Source organism: Microbispora triticiradicis, assembly GCF_005864065.1.
In the GTDB taxonomy this organism is placed as follows: Bacteria; Actinomycetota; Actinomycetes; order Streptosporangiales; family Streptosporangiaceae; genus Microbispora; species Microbispora triticiradicis.
Genome location: NZ_VANP01000020.1, coordinates 40,799 through 53,970 on the forward strand (window position 1 = coordinate 40,799; position 13,172 = coordinate 53,970).

Here is a 13,172-nt window from a genome sequence, read left to right on the forward strand (position 1 = left end):
GTCTCCTGCCGGATGTGCTCGTGCGCTTCCCGCGCAGGCTACCTATCCTTTTACACCCGCGGCATCCCGTTTTCCGCCTGTCAACCCAGCGGTATGCGATTCCTGCATAGTACTATTCACCTATGCGGGAACCACCGCCTCCGCTCCTCCCTCTGCTGCGCAGTGCGGCCGTGGGAGAGCTGCTCGCGTGGTTGTTCCTCCATCCGGAGAACGAGTACTCGACCACCGACCTCGCTCAGCGGACGGGAGTCTCCCAGTCCACGGTGAGCCGCGAGATGGACCGCTTCGCCGCCGCAGGGCTGACCTCTGAACGACGTCACGGCAATCTCCGCTTGATCCGGGCGAACACCGAAACCATCGTCGCGCGACCGCTGATCGATCTACTGGCGGTCACCTTCGGGCCGGCCGCCGTACTGCCTCCGCTGCTCGAGGACGTCACCGGTATAGATGAGGCCTACATCTACGGCTCCTGGGCGGCCCGGTACGCCGGACGAGCCGGTCCTCCCCCGCGCGACGTGGACGTACTCGTGATCGGTACCGCAGACCTGGACGACCTGTACGAGGCGGCGCGTACGGCCGAACACGTCCTTGGACGCGAGGTGAACATCAGCAGGATCTCCACGGACGCCTGGGCGGATCACAACGATCCGTTCGTCGCCGCGCTCAAGGACAACCCCCTCTTTCAACTGTCGGCTGAGCGGAGCACACCGTGAGATGGGCTCAGGGTCGCGACCGCATCGACACGATGCTGTCGGCGGGTCAGCTGGAGCGGGTGCCTCCCAGCAGGAAACACTCGGACGCGATGCTGAGACAGGCGGAGCGACACATCGATCTCGCCAGAATCGGCATGCACGCCGATCCCGTCGGGGCGTATCGACTCCTCTACGACGCGAGCAGGAAGGCTCTGGCGTCGATCCTTGAGAACCAGGGCCTACGCGCCACCAGCAGGGGAGGACACCTCGCCGTCCTCGACGCTGTGACCGCGCAACTGGATCCGCCCCTCGGCCGCGTGCTGCGTTCCTTCGACCGCATGCGTCGCCGACGGAACGGAGCCGAGTACCCCAGGCCGGAGACTCCCGACATAACGGCCGAGGAGGTGATCGAGGACTTGAGACGAGCCGAGGAGTTCCTGGCCCTCGCCCGCAAGGTTCTGGACCAGATGAGCCCGTACTGATCCCGGCCTGGGCTTCGGCGGGCCCATGCTGGTGGGTTCGGCTCGGGCCGTACGGGAAGCATGGGGCGGAGGCGGGACGGAGGGAGGCGGGCGATGGCGCGGGGGGAGCCTTCCGTCGCGGCCACCGGCGAGTGGCGGGACGAGGACGGGGTGCGCAAGCCGGCGGGCGAGACCCACGCCTGGTGGCCGGGGACCAACCAGACCGTGTGCGGCCTCGCGCTGAGCCGCTCGGGGCTGTACCGGTTCCACCACGTGCCGTGGCCCGACTCCTTCCCCGAGTCCGGCGGGGCGGCCGACGAGGTGCGGCGGGTCTGTCCCCGCTGCCGGGCCGCGACCGGGAAGGGCAGGGGACGCCTCTGGCAGCGGACCTCCCCCAGGCCGTGACCCGTCGCCGTGACGCGCGGCGGCCTCGCTCCGGACGGGGCGCATTCTTTTCCTCGACCGCGAAACGTCTTGACTCGACGGCACATCACTCGGAAATAGCCTGACATTTCACGGGATTGCCACGTCGAAGGGGCGGATATGTCACCGTGCACCGATCCCATCCTCGACTGCCCGATCGACCAGGTCCCGGACAGCCGGGAGTTCGTCGAGGCCGCCATGCGCTGGCATTTCAGCCCCGAGACCGGCTCGCCGTTCTGGCTGGAACGGGCGAGGACGCTCGGCTTCGACCCGCGCGCGGACGTGCGGTCATTCGAGGACCTGCGGCGCTTCCCCAACGTGACCAACGAACTGCGCGAGGTCCGGGTGGAGGACCTCATCCCGAGGGGATACGGCCCGGACGCGGCGGTGGCCGGCGTGTTCGAGAGCGGCGGAACCACCGGTCCGCCCAAGCGGGTCGTCGTCCTCCGCGACTGGCTGGACCGGCTGATGCACCGGCTCGAACAGGACCTGGAGGCGAAGGGCTACCCCGAGAACGGCAACTGGCTGTCGCTCGGCCCCACCGGGCCGCACATCTACGGAGAGCTGCTCCGCCGGCAGGCCGAACGGCGCGGCGGCATCCGCCTCACCGTCGACATGGACCCCCGATGGGTGAAGAGGAGCATCGCCGAAGGCCGCGCCGAGGAGGCGGAACGCTACGCCGAGCATCTGATCGACCAGAGCGCCCACCTCCTCCGGACCCAGGACGTGCGGGTCATGGTGACCACCCCTCCGCTGCTGACCCGGCTGGCCCGCAGGGACGCGCTCGTCGGCCTGGTCAACGAGAAAGTCTCCGTGATCGGCTGGAGCGGCGCGCACATGGACCCCGACACCCACTACCTGCTCCGTACGGAGGTCTTCCCGGGCGTGCGGCTGTACGGCATGTACGGCAGCACGATGATCCTGGGCGGGCTGCCCGAGCGGGTCGTGCCGCCGGAGCAGGACGTGGTCGTCTTCGACGCCTTCTCGCCGTACGTCGCCTTCCAGGTGGTCGACCCGCGCACCGGGGAGAGCGTGCGGATCGGCGACCGCGGCCAGGTCGTGATGCACCACGTGAGCAAGAGCTTCCTGTTGCCCAACAACCTGGAGCGCGATCTGGCCACCCGCGTGGCCGCGCCGCCGGGACAGACGGGCGACTCCGTGGCCGACGTCGGGCCGCTCCCCACGTTCGAGGACGAGCCGGTCATCGAGGGGGTGTACTGATGGACGAGCCCATCCAGCTCGACGCCCTCGGCGCGGGAGGGCCGTACCGCAGCCGCAGCCGGCTGCCCATCCGCGAGCTGGGCGGGCGGCCGGTCGCCGAGCTGAGCCTGGTTCCGCGGCTCTACGTGCAGCGGACGATGGCGGCCCTGCACCGGGCGCGCACCATGCCGGCCGACGAGCGGGCGTCGGCCCTCACCCGCGCGGGACGGCTGTTCGAGACGGGCGTCGTCGGCGGCCTCGGCGCCGAGGAGTACCGGCACATCGTCAGCCGCGTCTCGGGGATGCCGATCACCGTGGTCCGCTCGGCGGCGTCCGGCATCGCGCACCGGGCGGGCGAGGCGTACCGCACGACCCGGTACGCCCGGCCCGAGGGCGCGGTGGACGACTGGCGTGACCCGCTCACCCGCAGTGGGCAGGCGGTCTGGACCCGGCGCGGGGACGTCTTCGCCGTCCACGCGGCGGGCAACCATCCGGGTGTGCACACGCTGTGGCTGGAGGCCCTGGCGATGGGCTACCGGGTCGCGGTGCGCCCCTCCCGGCGCGAGCCGTTCACCCCGCACCGCCTGATCACCGCGCTGCGCGAGTCGGGATTCGGCGAGGACCAGGTGGCGCTCCTGCCGACCGACTACAGCGTGGCCGACGACGTCATCAGGGACGCGGACCTCGCGATGGTGTACGGCGGCGAGGAGGTCGTGAGCAAGTACGGCGACGACGTGCGGGTGCTGCCGCAGGGCCCGGGGCGGTCGAAGATCCTGCTCACCGAGGACGACTGGGAGCGCCATCTCGGCACGATCGTCGAGTCGGTCAGCGCGTTCGGCGGGACGGCCTGCGTGAACACCACCGCCGTCTTCGTCCGGGGCGATCCCGCGCCCGTCGCCGCGGCCGTCGCGGAGCGGCTGGCCGCGATCCCGAGCCTGCCGCCGGAGGACGACGCCGCGGTGCTGCCCGTCCAGCCGGTCACGGACGCGCGGGCGGTCGAGAAGTACCTGCTCGACCACGTGGACGGCGCGACGCCGCTGCTCGGCGGGGACGGGATCGTGCACGACCTCGGCGACGGCAGCGGGGTGCTGCGGCCGGCGGTCTTCCTGGTGGACCGGCCCGACGCGCCGCAGACGGGCATCGAGCTGTCGTTCCCGTGCGTGTGGTTCGCGCCCTGGAGCCCGGCCGACGGCGTCGGGCCGCTCAGGAACACGCTGGTGCTGACCGCCATGACGCGGGACGACGACCTGGTCGACCGCCTGGTGGACGACCCGTCGATCAGGAACGTCTATCTGGGCGACGCCCCCACGTTCTGGATGCCGCAGTGGGTCCCGCACGACGCCTATCTCGGCGAGTTCCTCATGCGCACAAAGGGCGTCATCCGCGCTTAAAAATGTGGAAACCGCCCAGTAGATTCTGGGCATGCACGGCAGATCCCGCTGGCTGCACCGCCTCCTGTGGACGCTCGCCGTCGTCGTGACGCTCGGCCTGGCCGCCGTCGGCGGCGCCGGCTGGTACTACTCGGGCTTCGTGATCGACCCGGTGCACGAGGCCGGCTATCCGCTGGAGATCACGGCCGTCCGCGGGGACGAGGTCACGATCAAGGGCGGCACGGACACGGCGTCCCCCGGCACGTACGGCCTGACCTGGGCGGACGGCAACGCGCTGCTGGGACCGGCGACCGCGGCCGGGGCCGGCACGGTGACCAGGAAGGTCACCCGGGTCGTCCGCGGCGAACTGCGCCCAGGGGTGCGCGCCTACCTCGACCGATGGCTGTGGGGGCACGCGACCCCGGCCGCCGCGGGCGTGCCGTACACGGACGTGACGATCCCCTCGCCGCTCGGCGGTTTCCCCGGCTGGCGCACCGAGGGCGTCTCGCGGACCTGGGTGATCGCGGTGCACGGACGGAACGGCGGCCCCGGGGAGGCGCTGCGTGTGCTGCCGGTTTTCCACAGCCTGGGGATGCCGGTGCTGGGCATCACCTACCGCAACGATGAGGGCGCCCCGGCGAGCCCGGACGGCAAGCTCCACCTCGGCGCCACCGAGTGGCGTGACGTGGCCGCGGCGATCACCTACGCCCGGCGGCAGGGCGCGACCGGCATCGTGCTGTACGGCTGGTCGATGGGCGGCGGCATCGTGCCCATGACCGTGCGGAAGCTGCCCGGCGAGCCGATCAAGGCGATGATCCTCGACAGCCCGGTCGTCGACTGGCGGGCGCCCATCGCCCTCGGGGCCGAGCAGATGGGCGTCCCGGGCTTCCTCGTGCCGGTGGGCGAGTGGGTGGTCGAACGGCGTACCGGCCTGTCGTTCGACGACCTGGACCACCTGCGCCACGCCCGCGAGTTCAGGGTCCCGGCCCTGGTCTTCGTGGACGACGACGACGCGACCGTGCCGCCCGGTCCCGCGCTGCGCTTCGCCGGGGCCCGGCCCGACATCGTCAGGCTCGTACGGACCGCAGGGGGCGGGCACACCGGATCGTGGAACGCCGACCCCGCCCGTTACGAGCGGGAACTCAAGGAGTTCGTCACGTCCCTGTGACGGCGGGGATCACGACGGTCATCGAGGTTTTGACCAGGGTGAAGCCCAGCCGCTCGTAGACGCGCCTTGCCGGGTTGCCCTCGGTCACGGCCAGGCCCAGCCGGTCCCATCCCGTGGCGCACGCCCTCTCGCGGACCGCGGCCAGCATCCGGGCGCCGAGGCCGGACGGCGTACGGCCGGGGTACCGGAAGACCTCGGTCACCCAGGCCAGGTCGCCGAAGCGGTTGACCAGGACCCCTCCGACCACCGTGTCGCTCTCGTCCACAGCCAGGACGCCGCAGGGCAGGAGCTCGCCGAGCAGCTCTCCTGACATGAGCGGGACGAGCTCCTCGCGGAAGGCCGTGGCCTCGTCCCTGCCCTGGTGGTCCACATGGCCGGGCGGATAAGCCGCCCGCCAGGCCGGGAGCACGTCCTCCGGATCGCGGTCGCAGGAGACGAACCGGTAGCCCTCGGGGGCGGCCGGGTCGGCGGGCGGCGCCGTACGCAGGTCGCAGGTCATCTGGTGGGCGTGCCGCATCAGGCGGGCGCCGTGCGCGAGCAGTTCCCGGCCGAGATCGGGCGGTCCCGCCACGGCCCACCCGGGCAGCTTCTCCAGGATCGCGCTCACCGGGTCCGGGCCCAGCACCTCCACCTGGTCGGCGCACGGCAGGCCGTACCTCTCGCCCTCGGTGTAGCTGATCGCCGGGGAACCGTCGGGCCCGGCCAGAGTCACTCGTCGCACGAAGCAGAGGTTCGCGCGGCATCCCCTGGCAGGCAACCCTTTTTTCCCGGAGCAGGCCCTCTTGCTCCGGGTCCTCCCGGAGAACGTCCGGGAAAAAGATGGCGCGGCCGGGAACAACGGGCCCGGGCACGTGGTTTGATGAAGCGTGGCCGGTGTGCAGGTGTCCCCGGGCCTCACCTAATTTGCCTTCGCGGACTACCGTTCGGCTGGAGCCGCGTTGTGCCTTTCGCCGAGAGGCGACCCGGCACCGGCACCACACGTGCGGGACCCCGGCAGGAGATCCTTCTGCCGGGGTCCTGGCGTGTTCGGGGCGCACCGGTGTGTTCCGGGAGCACCCGGGTGTGTTCCGCGAGCACAGGCGTGTTCCGCGAGCACAGGCGTGTTCCGGGAGCACAGGCGTGTTCCGGGAGCACCGGCGTGTTCCGGAAGCACGGGTCGTGGGCTCCCTTCCCCCTTGCCGACCGTGCGGAATTGTCGGTGGCGGGTGCCACGATGCGCTCATGCCCGTACCGGATCGCGAGTCGATCTCCTCCTACTGGGACGCGGCGGCGGACACGTTCGATGACGAAGCCGACCACGGGCTTCGCGACCTCGGGGTCCGCGCCGCCTGGGCGGGGCGGCTGCGCTCCTGGATGCCACGGCCCCCGTCCGACGTCCTCGATCTGGGCTGCGGCACCGGCTCGCTGACACTGCTGCTGGCCGAGCAGGGACACCGGCCCGTGGGGCTGGACCTCTCACCGAGGATGGCCGAGACGGCCCGCCGCAAGCTCGCCTCGGCGGGCTTCGCGGTGACCGTCCTCGTCGGGGACGCGAGCGACCCTCCCGCCGCCGGCGCCTCCTTCGACGTGGTCCTGGCCCGGCACCTGATGTGGACCCTGCCCGCGCCGGAACGCGCGCTCCGCACCTGGATGAGCCTGCTGCGCCCGCACGGGCGACTGGTCCTGATCGAGGGCAACTGGCGGTCCTCCGACGACGGCCCGCCGTACGTCGCCGGAGCCCACGCGCTGCCGTGGCTCGGCGGAGTGAGCGCCGGACCGCTCCTGGACGTGCTTCGGCCGTACGCCGCGAGTGTGCGGGTGGAGCCGCTAACCGATCCCGTGCTGTGGGGCAAAACGATCCACGACGAGCGCTACGCCGTCATCGCCCGCCGCTGACAGGAAAGCGGGGAAAACTCGCAACACCGGAAACGTAATAGTGCCGGAAACGGCCGATCGCATTCCAGCAGGCAGGACGCAGCAAAACGCGGACCGGTCATCCCGCCGTTCAATGGCACGGATGCCCATCAGGTCATACGGAATCACGCCGTGAACGGCCCGGGAGGAGTCAATTCGCCTGGACGGGCTCCGGCGGGGGTGCCAAGGATTGAGATGCACCCGATCGCTGATCGGAGAGGAGTATCTCTATGCACGGCACTCGATTCTCATTACTGCTGGGTCCGGCAGTCCTTACCGCTGTATCGCTCTGGCCGGCCATCGCCTCGGCCTCCACCGTCCACCCGTCCGGCGCCCTGGCGGCCGCCGCGCTGAGCGCGCCGCGGGCCGAGGAGCCGAGCTACCTCGGCGAGGAATCAGAGGAGGCGGCGCAGCAGAGCGTACGCGCGTACGAAGAGAGCGGGTACGGGCGGGAGAGCGAAAGCGCCCTGGAAAGCGGTTCGAGCGGTTCGAGCGAGGAGTCGGAAGAGGCCGAGGAGTCCGGGCAGTCCGAGGAGTCCGAGGAGTCGGCGAGCAACCTCGCCCTCCGCTCCCGGTCCTCGCTGGGGGAGTCCTCACTGAGTGAGTCGTCCCTCAGGAGTCCGTCGCTCAGGAGTTCCTCGCTGCGCGAGGTCTCCTACAGCCGTCCGCTCAGCTACAGCCGGACGATCACCTATCAGCGGCCGGTCACCCAGATGCGCATGGTGACCGAGAGCCGCCCGGTCACCTACACGCGTCAGGTCACCTTCCAGCGGCCGGTGTCCGAAACGCACATGGTCACCCGGATGCGCCCGGTCACCGAAACGCGCCAGGTCAGCTTCCAGCGGCCGATCCAGCAGACGCGGTACGTCACGGAGAGCCGCCCGGTCACGCAGTACGTGTCCTACCAGCGGCCGATCCAGCAGACGCGGTACGTCACCGAGAGCCGCCCGGTCACCCGGTACGTCAGCTACCAGCGGCCGGTGGTCCACTACGTCACCGAGCAGAAGGCGGTGACCGAGCAGCAGACCTACCAACGGCCGATCAAGGAGACGCGGTACGTCACCGAGAGCCGCCCGGTGACCAGGCAGGTCAGCTTCCAGCGGCCGATCACCGAGACACGGTTCGTCACCGAGAGCCGTCCGGTCAGCTACACCCGGATGGTGCCGGAGACGCACCCGGTGACCAGCACGCACATGGTCAGCGAGAGCCGTCCGGTCAGCTACACGCGCATGGAGACCTTCCAGCGCCCGATCGCGGAGACGCACTACGTCACCGAGAGCCGGCAGATCGCCTACCAGCCGTCGCTCGGCTCCAGCTCGTCCAGCTCGTCCAGCGAGGAGTGCGAGTAGCGAGTAGTGAGGTGAGAGTTTGAACCCGGCGCGTCACCGGCCGGGTCAACGAAGGGCACGGGCCATGCCGCCCGTGCCCTTCCACACGTCCGTACGGGCTCAGGCCTCGCTGGCGTGGGCCGCCAGGATGCGCCAGCCGTACTCGTCGGTGTGCACCCACGTGCGCGTGTAGCGCAGCCGGCCGCCGAACGGCACGCCCGCGAACTCGCCCTCCAGCGTGCCGAGGAAGCAGGTCACCCCGGTCGTCCCCGAGACGAGGACGGTGAGATCCTCCTGGACGACCTTCTTCATGACCTGGGTGCGCGAGCGGTGGTTGTGCAGGTCGAGCTCCTTGGCCTCCGGGTACAGCCGCCCGTCGGGAGGCCCGGTGAAGACGAGCCGCTCGTCGAGCAGCCGGTCGAGTTCCTCAACGTCACCGTTGAGCTGGGCGTTCTGTAACCGCCGCTCGGCCTCGTACAGCTCGTCCAGAAGAGTGCCTGCCATGTCGGTCCTCTCCGTCGTGGCGCGTCTTCGACGGCACAACGGTAGTCCCGGAGGCTTCCGGTTTCAGCGGATCACTTCCCGGTGTCCGGCTTGCTCCCGGGCGTGCAGTAGGGGCAGAACGGCTCGCGCTGCACGCAGACCTTTACCGCGTCGCTGTCGTTGGCCGGGTCGAGGTCGAGCTCCTTGCCGCCGACAGTGGCGGTGTTGATCGTCTCCCCGACCGCGGTGGCCTTCGCGCGGACGACCAGCGTGGCCGTCGCGCCGCTGGCCAGCGTTCCCACGGTCCACGTTCCACCGGCGTACGTGCCGGTCGACCGCGTGGACGACAGGAAGGCGAGGTTGGCCGGCAGGACGTCCTTGACGGCGACGCCGGTGGCGTCGTTGGGCCCGGCGTTGGCGACCGTGACGCGGTAGGTGACGGTCTCCCCCACGGTGACCTCGGTCTTGTCCGCGGACTTGACCACGCTCAGGTCGACGGCCGGGTTGACCTCGGTGACGGCGTCACCGCTGGTGGAGGTCAGCGTCTCGGGCTCGGGGCCGAGCCGGTTCTCGTAGGCGACCGCGCCGCTGTTGACGACCTGCCTGCCCGCGACCGACCTGCCGACCTTGACCCGGAACTCCACGGTGGTGCCGTCCGGCAGGGTGGTGTCGTTGGCCAGCCGGCCCCCCGTCGTGCCCGTGGCGCCGTCTCCCAGCCTGAACGAGACAGCACCGGTGGCGGCGTCGAACTCGGCCTGGTCGTCGCCGGCCTGGTCGGTCAGGGCGCCGCTGCCCGGGCCGCTCACGACGCGGAGCGAGCCGGGCACGTAGGTGGTCCCGGCCGGGACCTTGTCGGTGAGCCGGACGTTCTGCGCGACGTCGCCGCCCTTGTTGACGGCGGTCAGCCGGTAGGTGACCTCGGCGCCGACGTTCACCGGCCCCTGCGGGCTCGCGGACTTGGTGACGACGACGCACGGCGGGGTGCCGAAGAAGACGTCGTCGAGGAAGTTGCCGACCGACGCGTTGCCTCCGGCAGCGGAAATGGAACGGAAGGCGAACCTGGTGGTCGTCTGCCCGGGGGGCACGGTGTAGCTGCCGTGGTAGGTGCCCCACTTCGCGGTGCCGTCGGACATGGTCCCCTGCTGGGCGGGGCCCGAGGGGGCGCCGATGTCCAGCGCCATCTGGTCGGTGCCGAGACGCCCGCGGTGGGACAGCCGCCAGTAGAGCTTCTGGCCCGGAGTGGTCGGACGGTCCTGGTAGAGGGTCGAGACCTGGTTGGCGTTCAGCTCCGCGAACTGCGCGCCCTCGACCGCCGGAACGTTCATCCGGGGGCTCCAGACCTCGATCATGTGATCGGTGGCGGTCGTCCGCCAGCCCGGCACCGCGTTCGGGCTGTTCTGCGAGGCGTCGGGGAACGGAGCCCACGTCCCGGGGACGACGGGCTTCTCGAACCCGCCGTTGACCAGCGCCACCTGCTCAGGACAGGACGCGGGGTTCGGCGCCGCGGCCCGCTGCGCCGCCGTGGCCGAGGCCTCGGCACGGGCGGACGCTGCCCCGGCCGGGACCGCTCCGGACACCGTCAGGGGGGCCACCGCCGCCACCAGGGCGGCGACGGGGTAACACATCCTGTGGATGTGCCTCATCATGGGGATCCTCTCGTCGGCGGTAACTCACCAGGCCGTACGGGCGGCGCTGGCACCGCAGGGAAGATTCGCCGACGGGGACGGGAGATGCGGCACGACACGTGCGGCCGTGTCAACAGTTGGCCGGATCCTGTTCTCTCCCGACCCCGCGCAGGGGAGATCTGAACGCCCGTGTACAGCTCCGTCGCGCGGATCTCTCCGGTCTTCGAGTAATGATCAGGCGAAGCGTTCAGACGGCGGAGGTGGCTCAGCGGGCGGCGCGCACGGTCTCCCGCGCCGCGCGGGCGAGCTTCTCGTCGTACGGCCGGCCCAGCTCACGCGCGAGCTCGATCGTCCGGTCGAGCAGCGCCAGCGCCTCGTCACAGCGGCCCGCCGCGCGGCACGTCTCGGCGTAGGCGTGCAGGACATCGATCTCCAGCTGTACCTCGGCCAGCGGTTCCAGCAGCTCGAAGGCCCGCCGGTGGTGTTCGAGCGCCTTCTCGGGTGAACCCGTGATCCGCAGCGCGACACCGAGACAGTTGTGGCACCACGCCCGGTTGTGCTGGAGATCGTGCTGCTCGGACAGCTGCAACGCGTCATGCAGCGTTCGCAGTGACTCCGCCGGCTCGTCCGGCGCCAGTGCGAGACCGAGGGTGACCAGCCCGGTGATCCGTGCGGGCCCGTCCGCCAGGGCGACGGACGCCCGGGCGAGTTCGACGGCTTCGCCGCGCCGCCCAAGGTGAAGTGTCACCCATCCGTCGAAGGCCAGTGCCTGGGACTGTCCCATCTGGAGCCCCAGCTTCTCGAACAGCTCGCGTGCCCGCCGGAAGTGCGCCTGTGCCGCGTCGAGGTCGCCGAGATCCCGGCGCACCATGCCGATACGCAGCGCCAGGGCGGCCGCGATGTCGTCGTCTGGCCCCGACCGCTCGGCCAGTTCGTAGGCGGAGAGCGCCTCGGAGAGGCGTCCGGCGGCGGCACGGGCGTAGCCGAGGTCCGCGAGCAGCGAAGCCCGCTCCTGGTCGCGGCCGAGACGCCCCGCGGCGTCCGCGGCGGCTTCGAGCAGGCGTGCCTGGTCATCGGTTCCGCGGTGCCGGAAGAACCAGACCCGCATGGCCTGCGGCAGCTCGGCCACCACCTCGTCCATGCCGAGCCGCACGGCGGCGTCGAAGCAGGCCACCAGGTTGACGTACTCGAGGTCGAACCAGGCCATGGCCCTCGCGGGATCTCCCGGCGAGGGTTCCTTGCGGTGCGGCGATGGCAGGGTCTGATCGTGGGCGACGGCCTGCCCCAGATAGTGCGCCAGGACCCGGCGCAGGGCGGCTTCGGCCCGTGGCTCCTCGTCGGCGGCGATGTCCGCCGCGTACTGCCGGATCAGATCGTGCATCCGGTAGCGCCCGGGCGAGGGCTCCTGGACCAGGTGGGCGTCGACCAGCTCCTCCAGCGCGGCGCCGGCCCGGTCGGGCGGCATGTCGGTGAGCGCGCCCGCCACCGCCGCGTCGAAGTCGGCGCCCGGCAGCACGCCCAGCAGCCGGAACATGCGGCGCTGGACCGCATCGAGCTGCTGCAGCGACATTCCGAACGCGGAGTCGAAGCGGCCGGGAGTGGCGCGCAGCCGCTCGGCCAGCACGGCCACCGTCCAGCCCGGGCGGTGGCGAAGCCGCGCGCCCGCCATCCGTAGCGCCAGCGGGAGCCCGCCGCACTGCCGCAGCACCTGGTCGACCGCTTCCTCTTCGGTGAGCGAGAGCCCGGCCGCCCGGCCGAACAGGTGCACCGCGTCGTCGTCGGTCAGCGGCTCCAGGGAAACCGGCGGCACTCCGTCCAGGCTGACCAGCCGGTGTCGGCTGGTGACCAGGACCGCGGACCTCCCCGCGCCGGGGAGCAGCGGACGCACCTGCTCCGCGTCGACCGCGTTGTCGAGCACGACGAGCATCCGCCTGCGGGACAGCTCCGACCGCCAGAGCGCCGCGCGATCGGCGGTGCCGGCCGGGGGATGCGTGACGTCCAACGCGCCCAGCAGCCGGCCCAGCGCGGCATGCGGCTCCAGCGGTTCCTGACCCGGGGTGAAGCCCTGCAGGTCGAGATAGAGCCCGCCGTCCGGATACGCGGGGACGAGCCGGTGGGCCACATGTACGGCCAGGCTGGTTTTGCCCACGCCCGCCATGCCGTCGATCGCGGCCGCGCCAGTGGTGCGCAGCAGCTCTTCGGCCAGCGCGGACTCCGCTTCTCTGCCGGTGAAGTCGAACAGGTCGGCCGGCAGGTCGTTGCGGCGCCGGGCGGGCGCCGCGCCTGCTTCGGCCGCCTCGGCCCACAGCGCGCGCAGCGGCCGGGGATCGCGTCCCACGGCGCGGCACAGCGCCACGACGGCCTCCCACGGCGGCACGAGCCGGCCGGTCAGGTACCGCGACAACGACGAGCTGCTCAGACCCGTCTGGCGGGCGAGGGCGCGCAGGCTGAGCCCACTCAGCTCCTTGATCCTGGAGAGCTGAGCCACCAGTCGCTCCTGGGGGCTGACCACGTGCAACACCGTACCCG

12 protein-coding genes are annotated in these 13,172 nt (G+C 71.2%); 8 read left to right on the top strand and 4 right to left on the bottom strand.

The window, feature by feature from the left end:
• Positions 1 to 122 precede the first annotated feature (122 nt).
• From FED44_RS32640 to FED44_RS32665, 6 genes are all read left to right on the top strand, one after another.
• Entirely contained in the window at positions 123 to 713 is a 591-nt protein-coding gene (locus FED44_RS32640; RefSeq protein ID WP_138463080.1) for a MarR family transcriptional regulator, read from the top strand.
• A complete protein-coding gene (locus FED44_RS32645) occupies positions 710 to 1,174 on the top strand; it encodes a hypothetical protein (protein WP_208759295.1) in 465 nt (154 codons plus the stop codon). The genes FED44_RS32640 and FED44_RS32645 overlap by 4 nt, the downstream gene beginning before the upstream one ends.
• Before the next feature lie 93 nt (positions 1,175 to 1,267).
• On the top strand, positions 1,268 to 1,558 hold the full coding sequence (locus tag FED44_RS32650) for a hypothetical protein (protein ID WP_138463081.1): 291 nt from the start codon (positions 1,268 to 1,270) through the stop codon (positions 1,556 to 1,558).
• Between the two features lie 138 nt (positions 1,559 to 1,696).
• Positions 1,697 to 2,797, top strand: coding sequence for a phenylacetate--CoA ligase family protein (locus FED44_RS32655; protein WP_138463082.1), 1,101 nt, complete (start codon positions 1,697 to 1,699; stop codon positions 2,795 to 2,797).
• Positions 2,797 to 4,167, top strand: a complete 1,371-nt coding sequence (locus FED44_RS32660) for an aldehyde dehydrogenase family protein (RefSeq protein ID WP_138463083.1) — start codon at positions 2,797 to 2,799, stop codon at positions 4,165 to 4,167. The genes FED44_RS32655 and FED44_RS32660 overlap by 1 nt, the downstream gene beginning before the upstream one ends.
• 31 nt (positions 4,168 to 4,198) lie before the next feature.
• The gene (locus tag FED44_RS32665; RefSeq protein WP_138463084.1) at positions 4,199 to 5,314 is read left to right on the top strand and encodes an alpha/beta hydrolase family protein; all 1,116 of its coding nucleotides are present in this window, start codon (positions 4,199 to 4,201) and stop codon (positions 5,312 to 5,314) included.
• Here the strand turns inward: FED44_RS32665 and FED44_RS32670 are convergent.
• Positions 5,301 to 6,035, bottom strand: coding sequence for a GNAT family N-acetyltransferase (locus tag FED44_RS32670; protein WP_111697816.1), 735 nt, complete (start codon positions 6,033 to 6,035; stop codon positions 5,301 to 5,303). The two genes, FED44_RS32665 and FED44_RS32670, sit on opposite strands and share 14 nt — an antisense overlap.
• A 500-nt stretch (positions 6,036 to 6,535) precedes the next feature.
• Here FED44_RS32670 and FED44_RS32675 point away from each other — a divergent pair, with 500 nt between their 5' ends.
• Both FED44_RS32675 and FED44_RS32680 read left to right on the top strand, forming a co-directional pair.
• Entirely contained in the window at positions 6,536 to 7,189 is a 654-nt protein-coding gene (locus FED44_RS32675) for a class I SAM-dependent methyltransferase (RefSeq protein ID WP_111697817.1), read from the top strand.
• Positions 7,190 to 7,437: 248 nt separating this feature from the next.
• Positions 7,438 to 8,556: a hypothetical protein gene (locus FED44_RS32680; protein WP_111697818.1), complete on the top strand. Its 1,119-nt coding sequence runs from the start codon at positions 7,438 to 7,440 to the stop codon at positions 8,554 to 8,556.
• Positions 8,557 to 8,655: 99 nt separating this feature from the next.
• On the opposite strand, the gene FED44_RS32685 is transcribed toward FED44_RS32680, so the two are convergent.
• The 3 genes from FED44_RS32685 to FED44_RS32695 all read right to left on the bottom strand — a co-directional run bounded on the left by FED44_RS32685 (position 8,656) and on the right by FED44_RS32695 (position 13,155).
• Positions 8,656 to 9,039, bottom strand: coding sequence for a nuclear transport factor 2 family protein (locus FED44_RS32685; RefSeq protein WP_111697819.1), 384 nt, complete (start codon positions 9,037 to 9,039; stop codon positions 8,656 to 8,658).
• Positions 9,040 to 9,110: 71 nt separating this feature from the next.
• Positions 9,111 to 10,661: a DUF7507 domain-containing protein gene (locus tag FED44_RS32690; RefSeq protein WP_208759296.1), complete on the bottom strand. Its 1,551-nt coding sequence runs from the start codon at positions 10,659 to 10,661 to the stop codon at positions 9,111 to 9,113.
• A gap of 247 nt (positions 10,662 to 10,908) precedes the next feature.
• Positions 10,909 to 13,155 (bottom strand): ATP-binding protein, encoded by a 2,247-nt coding sequence (locus tag FED44_RS32695; protein ID WP_208759297.1) that lies wholly within the window; start codon positions 13,153 to 13,155, stop codon positions 10,909 to 10,911.
• Between the last annotated feature and the right edge of the window lie 17 nt (positions 13,156 to 13,172).